Raw genomic sequence first — 22,958 nt, 5'->3', positions numbered from 1 at the left:
GCTGCCTTGAAAAAATTTTCAAGGCAGCCTTTTTTCTTTCGTAAAGAAAGTAAGTGAAAGTCCCTCCGTAGTTATGATTTTCTCGATTTCTTTGAATCCACAATGCTTGTATAGTTGGACAGCAGGAGAATTATCGGTTCCGGTAGAGACGAGGATATCTTTTTTACCGGCCGCTAACTGCTCCACATGATGAAGAAGCGAACGGGCCACTCCTTGCCTGAAAAAATGAGGGTGAACCATCAGACGATGAATATGAAGCTTTGCCACTGTAGTTTTAAAAGACACAGCTCCGGCCAGTTGACCGTTGATGAATCCGCCATAAAAAGTTTCTCCGCATTGCTGCAGCGAGGCTGCTGTCTCTCTCAAAGGAGGAAGGTCCCAGAATTTGATGAGTTCTGCTTCTGCTTCATAGGCAGGTATTTGGATAGTCCATACTTTTTCAGCTATCTCCGAATCTTCGATATTCAGCTGCTGAATAGATAATCCATTATTTTTCTTTTTCATCTGCATGGCCTCCCGATACATTACTTTCCATGTCCTCACAAATGGAATCAATATGGCTTTTTAGCACATTGATAAGCCGTTCCCGACTGGTTCTATTAGGATCCAGCATAGCATGAAGAGCTAGCCCGTCAACGAGCGCATAGAGTTTTTCTGTTTCTATGCTGACATCCAGTCCTTCCTTCAATAGCTTTGATTCACGCAAGTAGTGAATCATCCGGCTGATGCCATTAAAAATGCCATCGTGCAAGACGTTAAAATCTGCTTCTTTATGACGGTTATAAGCAATAAAGGCAAACCAGATTTCCATTTCTGCCATCGTTTCTTTAGTGATTGGAACAAGCTCTATCAGGATCTTCAACATCATTTCTTTTGGCGGCAAATCCTCTACTACAATTTGATTAATTCTTGCCTCTGCCTGCTCTTTAACGAGTTCCATGGCATAAATGAGCAACTCATTTTGCGTAGAGAAATAATGGCGCAGGGCCCCGAGGGAGAGTCCAGCTTCTTTAGCGATGTTTCGCACAGTCGCCCCCTCCATTCCCTGCTCCAGAATGACTCGCCATGTGGCTTCAGCAATATGTTTTTTTCGTTTGTCGTGATCAACTAGTTTTGGCATAACTATATCTTATCAGGAAAAAAAGATTCAAGCAATTTTATAATACAGTTGTATTATAAAAAAAGAGGTGTTACAATTATTTTAAATAATACAATTGTATTAAAAAGAGAGGGGTTATGGTGTGATTGTTGGGCTGATTATTGCCTGTGAAGTCGCATTTTGGCTAGTCATTATAATGGGACTGACAGCTCGTTACTTGTTCAAACGGAAAAAACTTGGGCTGCTATTATTGGCCTTAACACCTTTAATTGACTTAATTTTAGTGGTGGCTACTGGGGTGGATTTAATGAGAGGTGCAACGGCTACTCAGGCACACGCACTTGCAGCTGTGTATATTGGTGTCTCCATTGGATTTGGAAAAAGCATGATTCAGTGGGCAGATGAGAGGTTTTTGTATTACGTAGTAAAACAAGGATCAAAACCAGCAAAAAGATATGGAATGGAATATGCCAAACATTATTTCTCAGGATGGCTTCGGCATGTAGCAGCCTACTTAATTGGTGCAGCCTTGTTAGTAGGATTGGTTTTTCTGGTTGGAGACCCTTCTAGAACAGAAGCGTTAAGCGGCATATTGCAAATATGGTCACTTGTATTAGGGATCGACTTTTTAATTGCTATCAGTCACTTTATTTGGCCGAAAAGAGCAAAAGCATAAGAGAAACATTGATCGCCGGCTGTATTTTGCAGCCGGCTAATTTATTGTGTAACGAAACAAAGACAAGATTTCTAATTTTCAATTTTATTGTGTTGCCTATATGGTACAATATGGACAAGATTTTTTAAAGGAGACATAGCAGGATATGCCCTTTTCAGTTCGATTATCCATATTAGTTATAGGTTTCCTCTTGCTTTCGAGTTATTCCCTCCATTTCGCTTCGGCTAGTTTACTTCACCATCCTGCCAGCCAGGTAGATCAGCGGCCCGTCAAAAAAGTGTATCGGATTGCAGGAGAAAAAAATCTGCCTCCTTTCTCTTATATCAATAAAAAAGGAAAGTTTACTGGCTTCAGTGTAGAGCTCTTTCGCTCTATTTCTGAAGAAGCAGGAGTAGAGTTTCGATTTTATCCAATGAACTTTTATGAAGCGGAACAGGCGCTGAAAGCGGGTAAAGTAGATGCCATTATGGGGATGAGATATTCCGCCGAGCAGAGCGAGCGTTTTCAATTTTCGGAGTCCTATTTTACGATGACAGATGTTCTTGTTGTACCGAAGGAAGCAACCACAGAGATCAAAAACTTAACAGATTTGCGGGAAAAAACGATTGTTATGCAGGAAGAGCCGGCGTCATTTGATCTATTGCTGAATATAAGAAGAGTGGAATTTCAACTAGCATTTAATCCAAAAGATGCATTTAATTTCTTGCTGCTAAAAAGAGCAGATGCCTTTTTAACAAACAAATGGACGGCAGAGTTTTATTTAAAGCAATCAGGTGAACAGGATCAATATCGAGTGCTTGAACATATCGGCGTGCCTTCTGATTTTGCGGCGGCCGTCCGTCCGGGAGAAACAGAACTTTTTTCGCTCATCAATCACTCATTGATGAACATGCAGGAGAACGGGGATTATCAAACTTTATATTCACAGTGGTTTGGTCTATATCCTGACGGTCAATTGAAAGAAATGCGCAATTGGATTATTGCCTTGCTGATTCTCAGCAGTTGTGCTGTAGCCGTTCTGATTTTTACTTATTTATGGAACAAGCGGCTGCAAAAAGAAGTAGCCAGGCGAACAGCGGCCTTAGCAGCAGCAAATGATCAATTAGAAGTCCAGCAGCGCGCTATTTCCGAAGCTTATGCTTTCAAGACCCAAATTATTCATCATATGTATTATGGGATTTTAACATTTGATGATTCCCTGCAGCTGACAAGCTTGAATGAACGGGCAAAAGCTATGCTCGGTCTTCAAGAGAAAGAATATGTCGAAACAGAGGATATTCTTGGGCAGCCGCAAATTGCCGATATTCTTCAGCATTACAAATATTTCGAGGATAATCAGGACAAACAGTTATTTTCAGAAGAACTAGTATTTGAAGCCGATGGAAACAAGCGGTTTATTTTATTCCGTCTCATTCCATTATATGAAGAAAGCGGAAAGAAAAACGGCTGCCTGTTGACATTAGCTGATCGGTCAGAGGCAAAGATGCTGGAGGAGAAGCTCGCAACCCAGGAGAAAATGCGGGCGCTCGGACAGCTTGTTGCGGGGGTGGCTCATGAAATTCGCAATCCGCTTACTTCCATGAAAACCTTTATTGATCTTTTGCCAAAGAAGTATGAAGATCAGTCATTTCGCCAAGAGCTTGTTAAATACGTACCGGAAGCGTTAAAGCGGATGAATACCATTGTTGAATCACTTCTTGATTATGCGCGGCCTAAGCACCCGCAAAAACAAAGGTTGCCGGCTGCTGCTTTTATCCAATCTGTGGTGGCAATCATTGAACCAACATTGAAAAAAAGCCATGTGCATTTGAAATTAATGATGGAACCGGAAGTGGAAATTATTTGTGATCCTGATCAGTTAAAACAAGTGCTGCTGAATTTACTGTTAAATGCATTGGATGCTATGGATAAGGTACCGAAGAAGCAGCTAACGGTAAAGATTCAAAGAATGGAGGCCATGGGAGTGATTCAAGTAGCAGATACTGGAATTGGCATGGATCAACATAGCGTTTCTCATATCTTTGAGCCTTTTTATACGACAAAGCCGCATGGAGTCGGGCTCGGATTAGCCCTATGCTATCAATGGATCAAAGAAAATAACGGTGATATGCAAGTGGAGACGGAGAAGGAGAGGGGGACGACTTTTACCGTTACACTGCCTGCCGCACAGAAAGAAGGGGAGAAAGAATGAAGCCTGTTGTCTTAATCCTGGATGATGAGCCGGCGATCGGGGCATCGCTGCGATTCGCACTTGAAAATCAATATGAAGTGATGGCAGCTACAAGAGTAGAGAATGCAATGGACGTGTTGCAGAAAAATCAGGTGCAGGTAATGCTATTGGATTGGCGGCTTGGGGAAGCGGACGGTCTGCACGTATTGGCTGAAGTGAAAAAGACTTACCCGCATATATCCGTTATTATGATGACGGCTTATGGCACAATTGAATCGTCTGTTGAAGCCATTAAGCAGGGAGCTTATCATTATATTACAAAGCCGCTCGATATTGATGAGCTGCATTTATTGATTGAAAAAGCGCTTGAACATCAGACGTTGTACAGCAAAATCCGGGAATTGAATGAAACCATTGAGAAGATTAAAGGCTATGATCAGATGATTGGCGAGAGCCCAGCAATGAGGGATATTTTTTCAATGATTGAGCGAGTGAAGGATATTGACTCAAGCGTTCTTATTTTTGGAGAAAGTGGGACAGGAAAAGAACTTGTGGCTAGGGCTTTACATAGACAGGGAAAAAGAAAGGACGGCCCATTTGTTTCGGTAAATTGCGCAGCCATCCCGGAGTCCTTGCTGGAGAGTGAACTGTTTGGCTATGCGAAAGGGGCATTTACTGGGGCGGTGGGCAGCCAGGAGGGAAAAATAGCCGCTGCGGATAACGGCACACTATTTCTTGATGAAATCGGCGACATGCCCGCCTCCTTACAGGCTAAAATGCTGCGCGTACTGCAAGAAAAGGAATTTACGCCGCTTGGCTCTACAGAAGTGAAAAAAGTAAATGTGCGGATCATTAGCGCAACAAATAAAAACCTCTCACAAATGGTGTCAGAAGGCTCTTTTCGAGAAGACTTGTTTTTCAGACTGAACGTCATACCGATCGAACTGCCATTATTAAGCGAGAGAAAAGAAGATTTGCCAGTGCTTATTCCCTATTTTCTCAGAAAGTATGCGGAAGAAATGCAGCGGCCGCTTCCATCCCTGTCAGAAGAAGCGTGGAATAGGTTGTTGGCTTATGATTATCCGGGGAATATTAGGCAATTGAGCAATATCCTTGAGTATGCTGTAGCGATGACAAAAGGAAGAGTCATTTCGGAAACTGATTTGCCGATTGCCATCCGTTCTGAAAATGAGACAGTGAAGCCGACGGTTAATTTTTCTCCTTCTATCATCCCTGTTCCTTTGGGTGCTACGATGAAAGAAGCCGAGAAAATGATTATTGAGTCTTCGCTGAAGCATTGCCATGGAAGTAGAAAAGAAACGGCAAAAATGCTTGGTATTAGTGAGCGCAGTCTGCGCAACAAGCTTCAGATTTACAGGGAAGAAAGTACATAAGAGAAAAAAATGCCGGTTAGGAATATTTTGCCGTTCCTAACCGGCATTTTTTGCCGCTTCTTAAAACAAACAGCTAATTTAACTGAATTTTAAAAATGGTATGAATGTTGCATTATGAAGAGTAGAACAGACAAAGGGGTGAGAAAATGAAATATCGTACAGGATTTATTTTACTTTTAGTTACCGTTCTTATAATGATGGCCGCCTGTAGCAATTCTGCTTCTTCGAAAGATGAGAAGGCAGAAGGGACAGGCAAGGCAGCCGGACCGCTGGCGGGGCAGCCGGTAACGATTTTAACTGGTGGAACATCAGGGATTTATTTTCAACTCGGCAATGCGCTTGCCAAGATTTATGGAGAAGAACTTGGCGCCCAGACAAGTGCCCAAACTACGGGAGCTTCAGCAGAAAACACAGCTAAGCTTTCGAGAAAGAAAGCAGAACTAGGCTTTGCCATGGCTGATACAGTAACAGATGCTTATCTGGGAGAAGGGAACTTTGCTAAAGCAGGAGCGCTTTCGAATGTTCGAGCTGTCGCTTCGCTCTACCCTAACTACATGCAAATTGTAGCTCCTAAAAAGCTCGGCATTAAGACTCTTAAAGATTTAAAAGGAAAAGATCTTGCTGTTGGTGCTCTTGGAAGCGGTACCGAAATTATGGCCAAGCGGATTTTGGAAGAAGCAGGCATCACTTACGATGATGTAAATGCAGACTTTTTATCCTTCTCTGAAGGAATTGAGGGCATCAAAAACGGAACGACGGATGTCGCTTTTCTATCTTCTGGTTACCCAAACTCAGGCATTATGGAGCTGGCCGCCACAGATGAAGTAGAAATCATCCCAGTGCCGAAAAAGATTACGGAAAGCCTTCAAAAAAAATACCCAGCCTTTGAAATCGGCAGTATACCCGCCAATACGTATAAAGGCGTAAAAAAAGATAGGGAGACAGTAAAAGTAAATAACCTACTAATCACTCACAAAGATTTGCCTGATGAAGAGGTTTATTTGTTAACAAAAACATTGTTTGAAAGTCTTGATCAACTCCAAAATGCCCATAGCTCAGCTAAGCATATCGAATTGGAAAAAGCAGCTGAGAAACTGCCGTTGCCGCTGCATCCAGGAGCGGAGAGATACTTTAAAGAGCAAGGTGTTTTGCAATAAGGAATAAGGGAGGGACATATAAATGGCAAACGCAACAAAAGAGATTCCTGAGACAGTAGAAGGCCAGGAGGAGATTCTGCAAAAGTATGACAGTGAATCACGATTCCGGAAAATTGATCATGGTTTTTGGCGTTGGGCTGTCTTTGCACTGAGCGTTGGTCTTGCCGGTTATCATTTGTATACTGCTTATTTTGGACCGCTTGATGCACTTCGCCATCGCTCGCTGCACACAGCCGTAATCGCCGCACTTGTGTTTATTTTATATCCTGCCTTTTACAAAAAGGGAACAAACAAAGTGACTCCAGTTGATGTCATTTGGATGGTTGCTGCGCTGGCGACTGGCGGTTATATGATTATCGATTATCAGGGAATTGCTGAAAGAATGTCGATTTATATGCCGAGCGGGGTGGATATTGCTTTTGGATTGCTCACGATCGCTGTGGTGATTGAAGGGGGCCGCCGTGTAGCTGGAAATGCTTTAACGATCTTAACAGCATTATTTCTGGCTTATGCCTTTTTCGGCCAGTACTTTCCTGACTTACTCAAGCACTCGGGAAAAGATCTAGAAGATATCGTGACCTATATGTATCTGTCAACAGAAGGAATTTATGGCATTGCTATTTCTGTATCTGCGTCTTATATTATTCTCTTTATTTTGTTCGGGGCTTTTTTAAACCGTTCAGGAATGGGGCAGTTTTTCACTGATATTTCGCTTAGTGTAGCGGGGCACACATCCGGCGGCCCGGCAAAGGTAGCCGTTGTTTCAAGCGGGCTACTTGGCTCAATTAATGGTAGTGCACTGGCAAATGTAGTAACGACAGGAGCTTTTACAATTCCGCTCATGAAACGCGTTGGCTATAAGCCGGAATTTGCTGGTGCGGTGGAAGCCACTGCTTCTGTCGGTGGGCAAATTATTCCACCGGTCATGGGAGCGACCGCGTTTATTATGGCAGAAACGCTGGGTATGCCGTACAACCAGATTGCCCTTGCTGCCATTTTGCCGGCTTTTCTCTATTATCTTGGCATTATTTGCATCGTTCATTTCCGGGCAAAAAAATTGGGCCTTCGCGGCATGTCTAAAGAAGAACTCCCGAACCTATGGCAAGTATTCAAAAAAGGCGGCCATCTGCTCATTCCGATTATTGTGCTGATCGGGATGTTGATTGCCGGAAAAACCCCGCTATATGCTGCTTTTTATGCGATTGTTCTTTCGATCGTTGTCAGCTGGTTTAATAAAGAAACACGGATGGGGATAAAGGAAATTCTAGGAGCGATGGAGGACGGTGTCCGGTCGGCGCTTGGTGTGGCAATGTCGTGTGCCATGGTTGGTTTAATCGTTGGCGTAAGCACGCTGACTGGACTAGGACCGAAGCTGACCCAATCCATCCTTGTTCTTGGTCAAGGAGAAATGTTCCTGACACTCATTTTCACAATGATTGCCTGTATTGTTATGGGAATGGGGCTCCCATCTATTCCGACATATATTATTACAGCTACAATGGCTGCACCGGCCTTGCTTGAACTGGGTGTTGCACCATTCGTTACTCATATGTTCGTCTTTTATTTCGGTATTTTAGCTAACGTAACGCCACCGGTTGCTCTTGCGGCATTTGCGGGAGCAGGTATCGCTGGTGCCAGCCCGAATAAGACAGGTTTTGAAGCACTGCGGCTTGCCTTGTCAGGGTTTATCATTCCTTATATCTTTGTATTTTCACCTGTTATCCTTATGCAGGATGTCACCAGCCCGCTTGAAGTTGTTTGGGTAACTGTGACAGCAATCATCGGTATTCTCGGGTTGAGTGCCGCATTGGAAAGATATTTAATCGCGGACTTGCCGCTGCCACTTGCTGCTTTATGCTTTATCGGCTCGATCACTTTGATTATTCCAGGCATCTGGACGGATGTGGTTGGACTAGGCATACTGGCCCTTGTGCTGATTCAGCAGTTCATCGCCCGTTCTAAAATTCGTTCCGATATACCAACTTCCAAAATTGTTTAAAGATATTCCGCTCGCGAAACAATAGAATGTATCCATAATAAAACCGCTGTAAGTATTCCTTACAGCGGTTTTATTATGGATACAAGTTGAGGGTTAAAAAGTCTGAGCTTTTCAGCTATGCTAAAAGCAGTTTTTATTTTTTTTAGATAGGAGTTCAGCTATTGAATAAGAAAAAAAAGTATTGGATCATGTTCATTTTAGGAGTGTCTCTATTCATAGGTGCGATGTTGCTGTCATTTCATTTACCAAGTTCTAAAAAAGAGACGGCAAAGGTAACTTCACAGAAAGTTGAAAAGGTGAAGACGGTGGAAAGCGGGGGGAGCGATCTTTTGAAAAAACCCGGTCAAAAAGTGAGGGAGAAAGATTGGGCGACCCTTGAATTAAGAGATTATTTCAATGTAAAAAAAGAATATGTTGTTGACCGTATGCACATTTACGTTAAGGAAGTTAAGCTGATTAAAATGATGGATATGGAAGACGAGGAAAAAGAGTATTTAGGCTATTTTAATAATAAAACAAGGAATGATTTGCTAAGAGAAGGAAACAAGTATGCAGACTGGGACGAGCTTAATGAAGCAGTGAAGCAGTCTGGGTGGAAAGTTAAAGAAAAGGTGTATTACATGGAGATTTCTTATAACGTGACTAATCAGTATGGAAAGGAGGTCCAATTTTTCAGCTTTCTGGATGTGCGGTTTGGTGGAGAAACATTTTTCGTGCCAAGGAGAAACTTTATCGCGAGTGATGATACATTTGTAGGCGAAAGCAGCTTTTCAAGGGTCGACTACCGCAAGGGGGAAAAAAGAGAGGGGAAAATTGGTCTGCTGCTGAGAAAACTGCCTAAGCAGATGGAAACCATACAATTTTCAACAGATGATGTGCTGGATGGGGAAACTCATGAGTTGATAAGTCATGGAAAAACCTTTCAGATTGATTTAAAGTAACCAAGCAAAGGAAGTCTTAAAGAATTCTTGAGTAGGCAGGCAGCGGATGGGTATATATTAATCATAAAAGGAAGAGGATGCATGATCGCTTAGCAGGTGCTCAGCCACTCGCTGCTGGTTGAGGGTCTAATGATAAGTATAAGCTGGAAAGGAGAAATGCATCATGCAAATACCGGAGTGGCTTGCGGAGCTCGGGAAAAAGAGAATTTACCCTTATCCTGTTGAAGGATTCGTTTACGGCAAGGGCCCTGAAAAACCGAAGCTAATGCTTGTCGGAGAGGCGCCGGGAGAGACAGAAATCCATAACGGCATTCCTTTCAGCGGCAGGGCCGGCAAGGAATTAATGAAGTTCTTGGAGAGGGCTGGAGTCTCCAGAGAAGAAGTGTACATAACTAGTGCAGTTAGAAGCCGTCCATACAAGTGGGGGGAGAAGCGAACACGAACAGGTGAAATAGTTAGGAGAAAGTATAATCGTGCGCCAACCTCCGCAGAGATTTTAGCTCATGCGCCTTTGCTTGATTATGAAATTGAACATGTCAAGTCGCCTGTCATTGTGGCTCTCGGCAACATCGGTTTGAAACGGTTATGCGGACCTGATGTAAAAGTAACCGAAGCGCACGGCCGGTTCATTAAGCAGCCTGTCAGACGGCTGAAGAACGTGGAAAGCAATGAATATGAATGGACAGAAAAGGAATATGTTATTTTTCCAACATTCCATCCAGCTTCCATCTTCTACAACCGTCGTCTGCTAGAGCTTATACATGAAGATATGGACAAGCTCGGAGGATACCTGAAAAACCTTGGCAATGACTCCCTTTTATATACGAATGCGACGGTGAACGACAAGGCCGATGAGAACAAGAACCATTAAAGAGCCTAGAGCTGTACGACTGGCTATATTTCCGTAGTCGGCAAGGACAAGTGTAATTGTGCCGTATAGAAATGGACCGACCATAGCGGAAATCTTGCCGGAAAAAGCAAACAAGCCAAAAAATTGTCCTCTTTTTTCTTCTGGGGTGTGTTCAATAATGAATGTTCTTGATGTTACCCAAACGGCTCCGAGAGATACGCCAAACAGACTGCCAGCAGCCCAGAACATCGCTTCATTGACAGCAAATGTGCCAATGAACAAAGCGGCGAGCAAAATTATCCCAACGACGTTTACGGCTTTTTTTGCTCCAAGGGCTTTCGTAATATAGCCAAATAGAAAAGAACCAATAATGCTCGCAATGGTGGAAACGAGATAGAGCAGAATGAATTGACCTGAAGAAAAGCCAACAATCGCTTTGGCATAAACAGCCATCATGGCAATCGCTGTAGCGATGGCATCATTCAAGAAAAAATAGACAATCATAAATAGAAAGATGATTCGGTGAGCTTTCATTTCTTTAAATGTAGACATTACTTCCTGATAGCCGCTAATAAATGACTTTTTTTCTGTGGAAGTCGGCAGTCTTGTTTCCCGTCCGGCGAGCATAAGCGGCAGGGAAAAGAGAAGAAATAAAATCGCTGTTGGAATAAACGCTCGGTGAAAATGGCCATCACCAATGAATGGATAAATAGCAAGTCCGGCCAGGGTGCCGATATAGCCAACAGCTACTCCGAAGCCCGATAACAGTGGGATCTCTTCTTTCGTTCCCAAGTCGGCCAGCATTGTGTCATAAAAGATCAAGCTGGAGTGATAAAAAAACTTTGCTGCTACAAACAAAAGAACAACAAAAATGAGGGCCGCCGGCAGGCCGAATAATTCCTGTTGTGAATGAGTGGAAGCCGCAAGCCCCATACCTATCGTGCAGGCTACGCAAATGAGTGTGAACGGGATAATATAACGTTTTTTCTTTCCTGTCCGGTCAATGAGGACACCAAAAAGCGGAGAAAATAACACGAGCAGCAAGCTGGCCGCTGCGTTCGCATAAGAAATAAAAGTGCTGGCTATCTGGTTAAGCTGATCGTTGCCGCCGATGGTTTCCTGAAGGTAAAAAGGAAAGAAGATCGTAATGATATTGGAAGAAAAAATCGTATTGGCAAAATCATAAAGTGCCCATGATAAAATCGGCAGGGAAAAGTACAATCCCCATAATGGCCGTTTTGTTGCTGTTTCACTTCGTTCTATTTGAGCCATCATCCCACCCTCTTTTTTACAGTTTCCTTTATTGTAGTTGAAGCTTATCCAAAAATAGCAAGAACTTTGTCGAATACAAAAAGAGTTTTATTAAAAATAATGAGGGAAAAGAGTTTTATATACATGAGAGGAGGGAAATCGATGGCCAATAATGACCATAACCATCTCAACGAAAAAGAAAGAAAGAAGCAGGAAGAACAGCAGCAGGAAAATGAATTTAGAAATCAAGCACGCTATCCCGATCAGCAAAATCGTTTAAAAGACCAAGAAAACATGAGAAAGTAAAACAGAAAAAGCTGTCTTGGACAGCTTTTTTGCTTGCAACGAAGAGGAAGACAATAAAGAATAAACTCAGTAAGCCAATCAATTTAATTAAATTTAGAAAGTTAACGAGAAATTTCAGTTGATTTGCGTTAAAATAGGAGCGTGAAGTGAAAGCAGGACCTAAAGGTGCTGCTCCCTATTATTTATATAAGTGAGGAGTTAAATAATGAGTAAAGTGCTTATTTTCGGACACAAAAATCCGGACACAGATTCTATTTGTTCTGCGATTGCGTATGCGGCTTTGAAAAAAGAATTAGGAGTAGAGGCAGAGCCTGTTCGTCTTGGTGAACTGAATGGCGAAACAGAATATGCATTAAATCAATTTAATGCCGAGCTTCCAAGACTAATTGACAAAGCAGCTCCAGAAGCAGCGCACGTTATTTTAGTAGACCATAATGAGCGACAGCAAAGTGTAGACGATATTAATGATGTGCGTATACTCGAAGTAATCGACCATCATCGAATCGCGAATTTCGAAACGAGTGACCCGTTGTACTATCGCGCTGAACCAGTAGGCTGTACAGCTACTATTTTAAATAAAATGTATAAAGAAAACGGCGTCGCTGTTCAAAAAGACATCGCGGGCTTGATGCTATCTGCGATTATTTCCGACTCGCTTTTATTCAAATCTCCGACATGCACAGAGGAAGATGTAAAAGCTGCTCAAGAACTGGCAAGCATTGCAGGTGTTGATGCTGAGGAGTATGGGCTTGCTATGTTAAAGGCAGGTGCTGATTTAAGAAGCAAGTCAACAGAAGAGTTGGTCTCACTTGATTCCAAAGTATTTGCGATGGGAGACTATCAAGTAGAAGTTGCACAGGTAAATGCTATTGATGTATTGGATGTATTGGCACGCAAAGAAGACATCGAAGCGGCTTTAGAGCGCACAATTGCAGAAAAAGGCCTCGATTTATTTTTATTCGTGATCACAGATATTTTAAACAGCAACTCCGTCGCAATTGTAGCGGGTAAAGAGGCAGCAGTTGTGGAAAAAGCATACAACACACCGATTTCTGATGACAGAACGATCATCCTTGAAGGTGTGGTATCACGAAAAAAACAAATTATTCCAGTTTTAACGGATATTTTTCAGGGTATGACAAAATAATAAAGACAGAAGCATGACCGAGCTGAGGCTTGTGTCATGCTTTTTTTTGAAAAGAAAAATTAGATAGAAGATTAAAATTATTTAGAAATAATAAAATTGGATTGACAACTTAAGTTAAACGCAATATGATTAAGTAGTTTCACTTTTTCGAAATAATTTATGCCTATTAAATTTTTTGATAATACTGCAAATATAAACTGGGCATGAGAAGGAAGGAGATCTTAAATTGGATAGCAATCAAAAGAAGAAGATTGCCGAAAGTGTACCTCAGACTGGCTTTTTTGGTCATCCTAAAGGTTTATCCACTTTGTTCTTTACGGAGTTTTGGGAGCGTTTTTCATATTATGGAATGAAAGCGATTCTGCTTTATTATATGTATTACGAAGTTTCTAAAGGCGGGTTAGGTCTTGATCAAGGCACGGCGGCCGCTGTTATGGCAGTTTATGGCTCACTCGTTTATATGTCTGGAATTATCGGAGGATGGCTTGCTGACCGCCTGCTCGGTACATCGAAAACCGTCTTTTATGGCGGTGTGCTTATCATGCTTGGACACATTGCCCTTGCTTTCCCGGGTGGTGTAACCGCTTTATTCATTTCTATGGGATTGATTGTTATTGGTACGGGCCTTTTGAAACCTAATGTATCAAGCATTGTCGGAGATATTTATGCTGATGAAGGTGCGCGCCGTGATTCTGGTTTTAGCATTTTCTACATGGGAATTAACGCTGGAGCGCTGATCGCTCCATTAATCGTTGGTACAGTTGGTCAGGAGTATAATTTTCATTTGGGCTTTAGCCTTGCAGCTATCGGAATGTTCTTAGGCTTGGTTGTATTCGCTGTAACAAAAAAGACCAGACTTGGTTTGGCCGGTACTTATGTACCTAACCCGCTGACGGGAGAAGAAAAAAAGAAAGTCTTTATTCAAATCGGTATTGGCACCTTAGTGATCGTTATTTTAGGTGCAATTGGAATGACAACTGGCTTATTAACTATTGACCGTTTTATTTTGCTTGTTAGTATTTTAGGAATTATTATTCCGGCTGCTTATTTCATTATGATGTACCGCAGTCCGAAAACATCAGAAATAGAGCGTTCTCGTCTTCTTGCTTACATTCCTTTATTCATAGCGGCTACTATGTTTTGGGCGATCCAGGAACAAGGATCTATTATCCTGGCAAGATATGCCGATGAACGGACGCAGTTGGACTTTGCAGGAATGCATTTACAATCTTCTTGGTTCCAAACATTAAACCCATTATTTATCGTTGCATTTGCACCTGTTTTTGCTTGGCTGTGGGTCAAGCTAGGCAAACGCCAGCCGTCTACACCAAAGAAATTCTCGCTTGGTCTGCTGTTTGCTGGGTTATCATTCCTTGTAATGATCATACCGGCCTATGTAAATGGAACAGAAACACTAGTTCATCCAATGTGGCTTGTACTTAGTTTCTTCCTTGTTGTTATTGGCGAGCTTTGCTTATCGCCTGTTGGGCTTTCGGCAACAACTAAACTGGCGCCAGCTGCTTTCTCAGCCCAAACAATGAGTTTATGGTTCTTAACAAGTGCATCTGCCCAAGCAATCAATGCACAAATCGTTCGTTTATATAAACCAGAAACAGAAATTATCTATTTTGGTGCCATCGGTGCTGCTTCTATCGTTCTTGGATTGATTCTTTATCTCATATCCAAGAAAATTCATACGATGATGAAAGGCGTTAACTAAAACGTTAACACCATTGCTTCAATTGATAGAAAAGCCATTTGCTAGTTTGACTAGCAAATGGCTTTTTTTGTCTCTCTTTTGCTATAGTAGAAGCAGAAAAGCGTGACAATGAGGTGGGAAAATGACAGAAAAACTATTTTATGAAGATGCGTATATTCAGTCTTTTACTGCAAATGTTCTAGAGGAGGGCGTAGATGAAGCAGGCCGAAGATTTGCTGTTCTGGACAGCACAGCTTTTTATCCGGAGGGTGGCGGCCAGCCGTGCGATACAGGAAAGATAAATGGCATAAGGGTAACGGACGTTCAATCTGTTAACGGAGTCATTCGCCATTATCTTGAAGAGGAGCTTGGAATGTCGCGCGAGAAGGTAAATGGAGAAATCAATTGGGAACGCCGTTACGATCATATGCAGCAGCATGCGGGCCAGCATATTTTATCGGCTGCGTTTGAGGAATTATTTGGAATTTGCACAACAAGTTTTCACCTGGGGGAAAAAACAGTAACGATAGATTTAGATACGGACTCTTTGACAGAGGAAGTGCTTAAGAAGGCGGAAAAGAAAGCTAATGAAATTATTTTAGAAAACCGTGCAATTGAAACGAAGTGGATAACCTTTGGGGAGGCTTCTCGCTATCCGTTAAGAAAGGAATTAGCTGTGACGGGGAATATTCGACTCGTTATCATTCCGGACTTTGATTATAATGGCTGCGGGGGAACACATCCACGCAGCACAGGTGAGGTGGTGGCGATTAAGCTGTTGAAATGGGAAAGGCAGCGCAAGCACGTTCGTTTGGAATTTGTTTGCGGCGGGCGGGTGCTAAAGCAGCTTGGAGAAAAGCAAGCAGTGATCCGAGAGCTTTCCCGTCTGTTGAACAGCCCTCAGGACAAGATGACTGGGGCAGCCCGTCAGTTGCTTGAAGAGAAAAAGGCATTACAAGCCGCACTTGACGAAGCGAAGGATCAACTGCTTGAGCATGAAGTAAAGGTGTTGCTGCAAAAAGCAATACATAAGGAAGGATATAAGCTGCTCGTTCAAGTATTTCGGAATCGCACAATACAGGAGCTTCAAAAAATGGCGCGGCTAGCAATTGAAAAGGATGCGGGAGTTGTCGCAGCCTTTGTAGCAGAAAATGAAAACAAGCTCCAGCTTACCGCGGCTAGTGGGAATGAAACGACGAATATTGATTTAAAAAAAGCGGCTTCTTTCATTTTCCCGCTTATTGAGGGGAAAGGCGGCGGCCAGCCTCACTTTATTCAAGGTGGCGGTCAACGCACTATGCCTGGCGAGGAATTAGCTAAAGCTTTTGAAGAGATCTTGGCCTCTGCGTCTCTTCAAATGGATAAAAAGTATTAGTTTATTAGAAGAGGGAGCAACAGGTTGAGCAGGAAGTTTATTGAAACTTTTTGCTCTTTTTTTCGTAAAGAAAATAAACAGAACGGAGGGGGATTATGGATAAAGAAAAAGCGAAACAAATAGCGAGCCGGTTTGCTGTGGATTATGAGCAGCTGGTGAAGGCAGTTAGTTGAGGAGTCGATAAACGCCAGCTACTGTCCATTGTTGCCCAATATGCAGCCGCCGGACGGACATTTTCAGCGAAGGAATTTTTGCAGCTTTCTGATCATATTAAAGCAAACTCGGGATGGTTGTCCGGATTGAAAGGTTCTTTTAACTATTCAATGACTGCTTTATTATCGACCGGTTTTGATGACCCATATAGTGGGTTTGAAAAGATGCAGCACAGCTATCAGTTGCTCGTGGATCATGGCTTTCGGAAAACAGCATTTACATACATTGCAGCCATTACGTTAGTTTCTATTACAGAAGATACAGAGGAAAGAACACGGACTGCCGTACAGGCAAAACAAATTCATAAAAAAATGAAAAAGAACCATTATTTCTTAACTTCTCAGGATGATTATCCGCTCTCTATTCTCCTGGCCCGGCAAGATCAGGGTGAATTGATAGATAAGATTGAATTTTACTATTCCAAATTAAGCGAAGGACCGTTCTGGAAGGGAAATGATTTGCAGCTGCTGTCCCACATTCTTGCACAAAGCAACAGTAATGACTGGGAATCGCTTGTTGAAAGAACATTTCGCTGGTTTGAAGAATTTCGTAGCCGTGGATTAAAAGTGAAAGGTCTTCATTACCCATTGATCGGCCTGTTGGCTTTGACAGCTTCTCCTCAGGAATTGATAGAAGAAGTATTGATATTAGCGGAGACGCTTAATCAGGAAAAGCTCTTTAAATGGTACAGAGACATAGGGCTTCTGATTGCCGGCCAAATCGTCGTGCGGGAAAAAATCTCCGAGGATCAAGCGGCCTTTACAAGTTTCGCAGTTTCCATTGAAGCAGTACTACAGGCCCAGCAAGCAGCGATGATTGCTGTTATGTCAGCTGGGGCGGCCGCTGCTGCTTCTTCCGGCGAATAAAAAATTAATTGACAGAAAAGTTAATCACCTGTAAGATAAGGGTATTGAATGAATAGTAAGCGGGCATGGAAAGTCACTTCTATAAAGACTTCCTCTTTATGATCAAGTGAAATGGCCATTCTGCTGTAATATACGTAGAAACTGTCAAATCTGTTCTAGTCTCAAGAAAAGGAGACAAGGGCGCAGATTAAGCCAGTGATATCTTCTGCTATGGGGATATTGCTGGCTTTTTTCGTTTCACTTTCCATCATAAAAATACGAGGAGGAAAAGAAACATGTGTAAAAAAACTGGTTGTGGAAAATGTAAAAACTGTCCAATGTTAGCTGCTGTCCAAGAAAGAAATGCACAAAAGAAACTAGCTGTTTTAAAAAGTGAGTCTAAATAATTGTATCCAATATGATTTGAAGTAGTCACTCCTGTTTAAGGGGTGACTATTATTTGTGTCCTTTTAATGTTGTTTTAATAGCGTTTATAAAAATATTCTTGCAATTCTATATTTTTTATGATAAATTTTTTGTATCCAATATCCAATATGGATGAGGTTAATCTTTCTTATCAGGGGGTCTATCTATGAGTTTTCAGCCCTCGAAGGACAAAACGACTGTCGTCAGTTATGTAACTAAAAACTTAAGACAGGCGATTTTAAATGGAACATTCGAGAAGGGAGAGAGGCTGATCCAGGAAGACTGGGCAAATACTTTGAATGTTAGCCGGATGCCGATCCGAGAAGCGCTAGCCCAGCTTCAAACCGAAGGTCTGGTGAAGCTTGTTCCACATAAAGGGGCAATCGTCACTCCGATTACAAAAGAAGATATTGAAGAAATTTATCATTTAAGATCTTATTTAGAAGGGCTTGCTGTTGAGAAATCTCTTCCTTTTTTAACGGAGGAAGATAAACAGGAGTTAAAAGAAATAGTAGAAAAAATGGAAGCGTTGCAATTGTCAGATGAAACAAATGATACCTATATTGCTTTAAATGAAAGCTTCCATAAGTTGCTGCAAAAGGGCTGCCCTTGGCCAAGGCTAACAAAGGCTGTAGAGAATTTGGGGATTTCTCCGATTGCTCCGAGTCTGCTGGCGGATTATTACTCGGAAACGCAGAAAGAGCACCGGTTTATCTATGAAGCAGCTGTCAGAAATGATCCTGCCGAGCTGCGAGCTGCAGTAGAGTATCACCTTTTGCGAACAAAAAATAATTTAATTTCTTATATGGCTGACTTAGAGTCGGCTGATGAACATCTATCCAAACAATAAAATCTATAAAATAGAGAAACGATGAAGGAGAAGATAACATGTACGACTTCGCTATTGTTGGCGGTGGGATCGTTGGATTGTCTACCGCAAAAGCGCTATATGAACGGTATCCAAATGCAAAGGTACTTTTAGTTGAAAAAGAAGCCGAGCTGGCAGCCCACCAAACGGGCCATAACAGCGGAGTAATCCACTCGGGCATTTATTATAAACCGGGAAGCTACAAGGCGCGCTTTGCTCGTCAAGGAAGCAAATCCATGACTGAGTTTTGTAAGAAGTATGATATTGAACATGACATTTGCGGAAAAGTGATCGTGGCAACGAAGGACGAAGAGCTGCCTCTTTTGGATAATCTGTATGAACGTGGCCTGCAAAATCAACTGGATGTAAAAAAGATTAGCAAAGAAGAGCTGAAAGAAATCGAGCCTCATGTAAACGGAAAGGCTGCCATTAAAGTAGCGGCGGCTGGTATTGTGAACTATAAGCAAGTAACAGAAAAATTTGCGGAAATTGTTCGCGAACAAGGTGCCGACATCCGTTTAAATACGAAGGTTGAAAACATTGGTGAATCCAATGATGGCATTACGATCGAAACGAATAAAGGCACATTCAGAGCGAGGTTTTTAATTAACTGTGCTGGTCTTCACAGCGATCGGGTGACGAAGCTTGCTGGTTACAAAACGGATGTAAAAATTATTCCATTCCGTGGAGAGTACTATAAGCTGATCCCTGAAAAAAGACACTTGGTAAAAAATTTAATTTACCCCGTACCAAATCCAAAATTCCCTTTCCTTGGTGTTCACTTTACACGGATGATTGGCGGAGAGGTAGATGCAGGTCCGAATGCTGTTCTTAGTTTTAAACGCGAAGGATATAAATTATCCGACTTTAATTTAAAAGACTTTGCTGAAGTCATGGGTTATCCGGGCTTCTGGAAGCTGGCAAGCAAGTTTATGGGTGAAGGGCTGGAAGAAATGGCGCGCTCTGTCAGCAAGGCAAAATTTGTAGCGAGTCTTCAAGAGCTCATTCCAGAAATTCAAGCAGAGGACTTGGTGCCAGGACCAGCAGGTGTTCGAGCCCAAGCGGTTAAAACGGACGGCGGCTTTGTCGACGATTTCCATATGATTAACGGAGAAAATAGCATCCATGTTTGCAATGCGCCATCACCGGCTGCCACAGCTTCGATTGAAATTGGCAAAGAGATTGTCAGCCAGATTACTGAACAACATCATTTAACAAGCGCAATTAGTTCGTAAGCGGAAAGGGGAATTTTTTATGATTAACTCAAAAGTAATGTTTATTGCAGGACATGCACGTCTGCCGCAAGGGATGGCAGCGAAGAGTGTGTTTGATACATTAACAATCACCGCAGAAGTTGACACCAAGTATGGAGTGATCATTGAAGCTTCCTGTACGCTGGCAACGGAACATGGCAGGGAATTTATCGGGCAACTGTTGAAGGGAGTCAGTCTGAAAGACGGGATCGAGGAGCCGCTAAAGCAGCTACAGCAATATTATAAAGGCAAAGCTGCTAATGCACTCGCTGCTGCCTTGAATGATTTACACCTTCATTATCAGCAAATAGCGAAAAATTCGAAATAAATAATTAAATATATTGACAATTATGTGTCGGTCACATACAATGATGTTAACTAGAATTAAATATTTGCCTTTTGAAAATAGCCTTTTCAAAAAACGCGAATATTACTATAGAACGATGTTTGAGTGGAAAATAAAATACCAAACTGAAATATTTACTGTGACTCCAATTCCATGGAGCAATGAAGTAATTATTAGCCAGTTTACTATCCTTGGACGCAAAGGGTGTAAACTGGCTTTTTTTATTTCCTACCCAGACAAAAACATTATTTTTCTACAAATAGGAGGAATTATTAATGAGTACTTTAGAAAAACAAGGCAAGAAATTCATTCAGAAAACAGCAGCTTATGAGGTGAAATCTCATCCGCAAAGCGATCGTTTATACCACATTGAGCTTGAACCTAAAGTGATCAGAGAATTTTTGGCAAAAGTAAAAGAAGAGGAAGTGTCTGTTCAGCATTTGGAGTATACTCCTTACGCACGACTTATCGTTGCTGATTACTTGCTTCAATTGACAGGAAAAGAGTTTCAAGACATTTTGAGAGGGATTGTTCATGACCGCGAAACAGGTGGTTTCACAATTGGTCTGCAAGGAGAAACGCTTGATACAGATGATTATGTAATTTTCTCTACAGCGATGACTCATATTGTTGGAACACCGAATTTCGACTCCATGACAGGTAAATATTATGCCAGATTTACTGTAGCTCATACAGACAACAGTGATTCTTACCTTCGTCAAGCCTACCGTCTGTTCACATTGCATACGGATGGAACATTCGTTGATGAGCCAACTGACTGGTTGTTAATGATGAAAATGAAGGAAGAAAATGCAGTGGGAGGAGAGTCGCGTTTACTGCACCTTGACGACTGGAAAGAGCTTGAGAAATTCTCAACTCATCCACTTGCTACTTATAAATTCACATACAAAGCGCCAAGCAGCAAAAACGTCAGCCAGGAAGTACAGCGCGCTACGTTCTTCAATGATAACAACAAGCCTTGCATTTGCTTTATCGACCAATTTGCTTATCCGGAAACAATTGATGAAGCGAAGTATTTAAAAGAGCTTTCTGATTCCATGGAAAGTGATGAAAGTGTTATTGAGCTAAAACTTCCAGTTGGTGACCTTGTTATGCTGAATAACTTGTTCTGGCTACATGGCCGTGCAGCATTCGAAGTGAATCCGGAATTAAATCGCGAACTTCTTCGTCAACGTGGTAGATTTGCAGAAATTTAATTAACTCTTATTGAAGAGAAAGAGGAGGCGGCTATTAGGCTGCCTTCTCTTTTTATTATTTAGAAAAAGTATTGGTATGTAAAACGGAATGATTTATGCACTTTTGAATAGGGTGATTGTAATTTGAGAAATAAAACGAGTTTTCGTTTTACTGTTATTTCATAATCATACATTTATTTACATGGGTGATTTGTATTAAATGAACTGTTAACACCTCTGTTATCCGCTTTCTTTTAGTTTTCAAAAAAATATAATATTTTTTGTTGTTTTTTGTACTTTTGGCATGAAAATTGTATAAATATTTTAATAATTAACATTTTAAGCGGTTACAACAGGAGGAATGATATATGCAGGAAAAGGTTCAATTAAAGAGATCGTTAGGTCTATGGGCAATAGTTATGTTAGGTGTCGGTTATATGACGCCTATGGTAGCGTTTGATACATTTGGAATTGTATCAGAGGAAACGGGCGGACACGTGCCGGCTTCCTACGTGATTGCTCTAGTTGGAATGCTATTTACAGCTGCCAGCTACGGAAAAATGGTTAGAGTTTACCCGGTAGCCGGTTCAGCTTATACGTATACACAAAAAACAATTAGTAAAAAGCTCGGCTTTTTTGTCGGTTGGGCTGCTTTGCTTGATTACTTGTTTTTGCCGATGGTGAATGCGCTTTTAACAAAGATTTACCTGTCGGCGCTATTTCCGCAAGTTCCTGGCTGGATGTGGGTAGTTGGATTTGTAGTGGTCGTAACGGCTGCGAACTTATTTAGTGTAAACCTGGCAGCTAATTTTAATAATTTTCTTGTGTTATTTCAATTCTTAGTCATTGCTATTTTTGTCATACTGGTTATCAAAGGGCTTGGAAATGGAGAAGGAGCAGGAACTGTCTTTTCGTTTATTCCATTTGCTGAAGAGGGCATGTCAGTTGGTCCGCTTATAGCAGGAGCCACAGTTCTATGTTTTTCTTTTCTTGGGTTTGATGCGGTTACCACATTATCAGAGGAAACACCTGATGCTGTAAAAACAATCCCGAAAGCTATCTTTTTAACTGCACTTGTAGGCGGCGTGCTTTTTATTACCGTTTCTTACTTCACGCAAATGTTTTTCCCTGATGTTTCTCGTTTCTCTGATCCGGAAGCTGCTTCACCTGAAATTGCTTTATACGTAGGAGGCAAGCTATTTCAGGCATTTTTCCTAGCAGGGACGCTGACAGGAACGCTCGCATCAGGTTTGGCTTCTCATACGAGTGTGTCGCGGTTATTGTATGTAATGGGGCGGGATAACGTTATTCCTTCAAAGTTTTTTGGATACATCCACCCAAAATGGCGGACACCTGCATTGAATGTTGTGTTGGTAGGTTTTATTTCATTAATCGCTATTTTTCTTGATTTAGAGACAGCCACCTCTTTAATTAACTTTGGGGCACTCATCGCCTTTACGTTTGTTAATTTGGCTGTTATTGCTCACTATGTAATTAGAAAGAAAAGATATAAGAATCCGAAAGACTTTATTAACTATTTAGTGTTCCCAGTTATCGGTGCAAGCATCGTAGTAGTCTTATGGATAAACTTGAATATTCATTCTCTTATTCTTGGAGTTATCTGGTCAGTTATTGGAATGCTGTATTTAATGTATATTACAAACTGGTTCCGTTCGCCTGTTCCACAAATGCATATGGAAGAAGTACACGAATTGTAAATTAGAAGATGAAGCCGGAATCGCTGGTG

At 41.7% G+C, this 22,958-nt stretch carries 20 protein-coding genes; 17 read left to right on the top strand and 3 right to left on the bottom strand.

The genetic code is table 11. From position 1 onward, the window contains the following. Positions 1–18: 18 nt before the first annotated feature. A complete protein-coding gene (locus MKZ02_RS01030) occupies positions 19–504 on the bottom strand; it encodes a GNAT family N-acetyltransferase (protein ID WP_340851418.1) in 486 nt (161 codons plus the stop codon). Then, positions 488–1,120: a TetR/AcrR family transcriptional regulator gene (locus MKZ02_RS01025; RefSeq protein WP_340851414.1), complete on the bottom strand. Its 633-nt coding sequence runs from the start codon at positions 1,118–1,120 to the stop codon at positions 488–490. Before MKZ02_RS01025 ends, MKZ02_RS01030 begins: the two co-directional genes overlap by 17 nt. Positions 1,121–1,295: 175 nt before the next feature. Here MKZ02_RS01025 and MKZ02_RS01020 point away from each other — a divergent pair, with 175 nt between their 5' ends. The 7 genes from MKZ02_RS01020 (at position 1,296) to MKZ02_RS00990 (ending at position 10,307) form a co-directional block, all read left to right on the top strand. After that, positions 1,296–1,775 carry a hypothetical protein gene (locus MKZ02_RS01020; RefSeq protein ID WP_340856287.1) on the top strand — a complete coding sequence of 160 codons (480 nt, stop codon included), beginning with the start codon at positions 1,296–1,298 and terminating at the stop codon, positions 1,773–1,775. Between the two features lie 145 nt (positions 1,776–1,920). Further along, on the top strand, positions 1,921–3,966 hold the full coding sequence (locus MKZ02_RS01015) for a transporter substrate-binding domain-containing protein (RefSeq protein ID WP_340851411.1): 2,046 nt from the start codon (positions 1,921–1,923) through the stop codon (positions 3,964–3,966). Continuing rightward, positions 3,963–5,339, top strand: a complete 1,377-nt coding sequence (locus tag MKZ02_RS01010) for a sigma-54-dependent transcriptional regulator (RefSeq protein ID WP_340851408.1) — start codon at positions 3,963–3,965, stop codon at positions 5,337–5,339. The genes MKZ02_RS01015 and MKZ02_RS01010 overlap by 4 nt, the downstream gene beginning before the upstream one ends. Positions 5,340–5,485: 146 nt before the next feature. Then, positions 5,486–6,496, top strand: coding sequence for a TAXI family TRAP transporter solute-binding subunit (locus MKZ02_RS01005; protein WP_340851407.1), 1,011 nt, complete (start codon positions 5,486–5,488; stop codon positions 6,494–6,496). Between the two features lie 22 nt (positions 6,497–6,518). Beyond that, the gene (locus MKZ02_RS01000) at positions 6,519–8,495 is read left to right on the top strand and encodes a TRAP transporter permease (RefSeq protein ID WP_340851406.1); all 1,977 of its coding nucleotides are present in this window, start codon (positions 6,519–6,521) and stop codon (positions 8,493–8,495) included. Positions 8,496–8,656: 161 nt separating this feature from the next. Continuing rightward, the gene (locus MKZ02_RS00995) at positions 8,657–9,436 is read left to right on the top strand and encodes a hypothetical protein (protein ID WP_340851403.1); all 780 of its coding nucleotides are present in this window, start codon (positions 8,657–8,659) and stop codon (positions 9,434–9,436) included. A 163-nt stretch (positions 9,437–9,599) separates the two neighbouring features. Then, on the top strand, positions 9,600–10,307 hold the full coding sequence (locus MKZ02_RS00990) for a uracil-DNA glycosylase (protein WP_340851402.1): 708 nt from the start codon (positions 9,600–9,602) through the stop codon (positions 10,305–10,307). Here the strand turns inward: MKZ02_RS00990 and MKZ02_RS00985 are convergent. Then, positions 10,254–11,561: an MFS transporter gene (locus MKZ02_RS00985; protein WP_406909143.1), complete on the bottom strand. Its 1,308-nt coding sequence runs from the start codon at positions 11,559–11,561 to the stop codon at positions 10,254–10,256. The genes MKZ02_RS00990 and MKZ02_RS00985 overlap by 54 nt on opposite strands. 138 nt (positions 11,562–11,699) lie before the next feature. Here MKZ02_RS00985 and MKZ02_RS00980 point away from each other — a divergent pair, with 138 nt between their 5' ends. The 10 genes from MKZ02_RS00980 to MKZ02_RS00935 all read left to right on the top strand — a co-directional run bounded on the left by MKZ02_RS00980 (position 11,700) and on the right by MKZ02_RS00935 (position 22,929). Further along, complete coding sequence (locus MKZ02_RS00980; RefSeq protein WP_182917070.1) at positions 11,700–11,843, top strand: hypothetical protein; 144 nt, start codon at positions 11,700–11,702, stop codon at positions 11,841–11,843. Positions 11,844–12,048: 205 nt separating this feature from the next. Continuing rightward, the gene (locus MKZ02_RS00975) at positions 12,049–12,990 is read left to right on the top strand and encodes a manganese-dependent inorganic pyrophosphatase (RefSeq protein ID WP_120036014.1); all 942 of its coding nucleotides are present in this window, start codon (positions 12,049–12,051) and stop codon (positions 12,988–12,990) included. Positions 12,991–13,216: 226 nt separating this feature from the next. Continuing rightward, a complete protein-coding gene (locus MKZ02_RS00970; RefSeq protein WP_120036015.1) occupies positions 13,217–14,710 on the top strand; it encodes a peptide MFS transporter in 1,494 nt (497 codons plus the stop codon). 121 nt (positions 14,711–14,831) lie between these two features. Continuing rightward, positions 14,832–16,064: an alanyl-tRNA editing protein gene (locus MKZ02_RS00965; RefSeq protein ID WP_340851400.1), complete on the top strand. Its 1,233-nt coding sequence runs from the start codon at positions 14,832–14,834 to the stop codon at positions 16,062–16,064. A gap of 194 nt (positions 16,065–16,258) precedes the next feature. Next, on the top strand, positions 16,259–17,143 hold the full coding sequence (locus MKZ02_RS00960; RefSeq protein WP_340856285.1) for a DUF4003 family protein: 885 nt from the start codon (positions 16,259–16,261) through the stop codon (positions 17,141–17,143). Positions 17,144–17,714: 571 nt separating this feature from the next. Continuing rightward, the gene (locus MKZ02_RS00955) at positions 17,715–18,398 is read left to right on the top strand and encodes a GntR family transcriptional regulator (RefSeq protein WP_120036018.1); all 684 of its coding nucleotides are present in this window, start codon (positions 17,715–17,717) and stop codon (positions 18,396–18,398) included. A 38-nt stretch (positions 18,399–18,436) separates the two neighbouring features. Then, the gene (lhgO, locus tag MKZ02_RS00950; protein ID WP_120036019.1) at positions 18,437–19,651 is read left to right on the top strand and encodes an L-2-hydroxyglutarate oxidase; all 1,215 of its coding nucleotides are present in this window, start codon (positions 18,437–18,439) and stop codon (positions 19,649–19,651) included. A 19-nt stretch (positions 19,652–19,670) separates the two neighbouring features. After that, positions 19,671–19,997, top strand: a complete 327-nt coding sequence (locus MKZ02_RS00945; protein ID WP_182917071.1) for a DUF3870 domain-containing protein — start codon at positions 19,671–19,673, stop codon at positions 19,995–19,997. A 293-nt stretch (positions 19,998–20,290) separates the two neighbouring features. Continuing rightward, complete coding sequence (gene glaH / locus MKZ02_RS00940; protein ID WP_120036020.1) at positions 20,291–21,232, top strand: glutarate dioxygenase GlaH; 942 nt, start codon at positions 20,291–20,293, stop codon at positions 21,230–21,232. A gap of 347 nt (positions 21,233–21,579) precedes the next feature. After that, entirely contained in the window at positions 21,580–22,929 is a 1,350-nt protein-coding gene (locus tag MKZ02_RS00935) for an APC family permease (protein ID WP_340851397.1), read from the top strand. Positions 22,930–22,958 lie beyond the last annotated feature (29 nt).

The sequence above is a fragment of the Pseudobacillus sp. FSL P4-0506 genome, from assembly GCF_038003025.1.
Lineage (GTDB): Bacteria > Bacillota > Bacilli > Bacillales > Domibacillaceae > Pseudobacillus.
This window is presented reverse-complemented; position numbering and strand designations above follow the sequence as displayed.

Bases quoted from the DNA above. Each gene is read 5' to 3' on its own strand.
- MKZ02_RS01025 (WP_340851414.1), bottom strand. From the start codon at position 1,120: ATGCCAAAACTAGTTGATCACGACAAACGAAAAAAACATATTGCTGAA.
- MKZ02_RS01020 (WP_340856287.1), top strand. From the start codon at position 1,296: ATGGGACTGACAGCTCGTTACTTGTTCAAACGGAAAAAACTTGGGCTG.
- glaH (WP_120036020.1), top strand. From the start codon at position 20,291: ATGAGTACTTTAGAAAAACAAGGCAAGAAATTCATTCAGAAAACAGCA.
- MKZ02_RS01010 (WP_340851408.1), top strand. From the start codon at position 3,963: ATGAAGCCTGTTGTCTTAATCCTGGATGATGAGCCGGCGATCGGGGCA.
- MKZ02_RS00975 (WP_120036014.1), top strand. From the start codon at position 12,049: ATGAGTAAAGTGCTTATTTTCGGACACAAAAATCCGGACACAGATTCT.
- MKZ02_RS01005 (WP_340851407.1), top strand. From the start codon at position 5,486: ATGAAATATCGTACAGGATTTATTTTACTTTTAGTTACCGTTCTTATA.
- lhgO (WP_120036019.1), top strand. From the start codon at position 18,437: ATGTACGACTTCGCTATTGTTGGCGGTGGGATCGTTGGATTGTCTACC.
- MKZ02_RS00990 (WP_340851402.1), top strand. From the start codon at position 9,600: ATGCAAATACCGGAGTGGCTTGCGGAGCTCGGGAAAAAGAGAATTTAC.
- MKZ02_RS00985 (WP_406909143.1), bottom strand. From the start codon at position 11,561: ATGATGGCTCAAATAGAACGAAGTGAAACAGCAACAAAACGGCCATTA.
- MKZ02_RS00965 (WP_340851400.1), top strand. From the start codon at position 14,832: ATGACAGAAAAACTATTTTATGAAGATGCGTATATTCAGTCTTTTACT.
- MKZ02_RS01000 (WP_340851406.1), top strand. From the start codon at position 6,519: ATGGCAAACGCAACAAAAGAGATTCCTGAGACAGTAGAAGGCCAGGAG.
- MKZ02_RS00980 (WP_182917070.1), top strand. From the start codon at position 11,700: ATGGCCAATAATGACCATAACCATCTCAACGAAAAAGAAAGAAAGAAG.
- MKZ02_RS01015 (WP_340851411.1), top strand. From the start codon at position 1,921: ATGCCCTTTTCAGTTCGATTATCCATATTAGTTATAGGTTTCCTCTTG.
- MKZ02_RS00945 (WP_182917071.1), top strand. From the start codon at position 19,671: ATGATTAACTCAAAAGTAATGTTTATTGCAGGACATGCACGTCTGCCG.
- MKZ02_RS00955 (WP_120036018.1), top strand. From the start codon at position 17,715: ATGAGTTTTCAGCCCTCGAAGGACAAAACGACTGTCGTCAGTTATGTA.
- MKZ02_RS00935 (WP_340851397.1), top strand. From the start codon at position 21,580: ATGCAGGAAAAGGTTCAATTAAAGAGATCGTTAGGTCTATGGGCAATA.
- MKZ02_RS01030 (WP_340851418.1), bottom strand. From the start codon at position 504: ATGAAAAAGAAAAATAATGGATTATCTATTCAGCAGCTGAATATCGAA.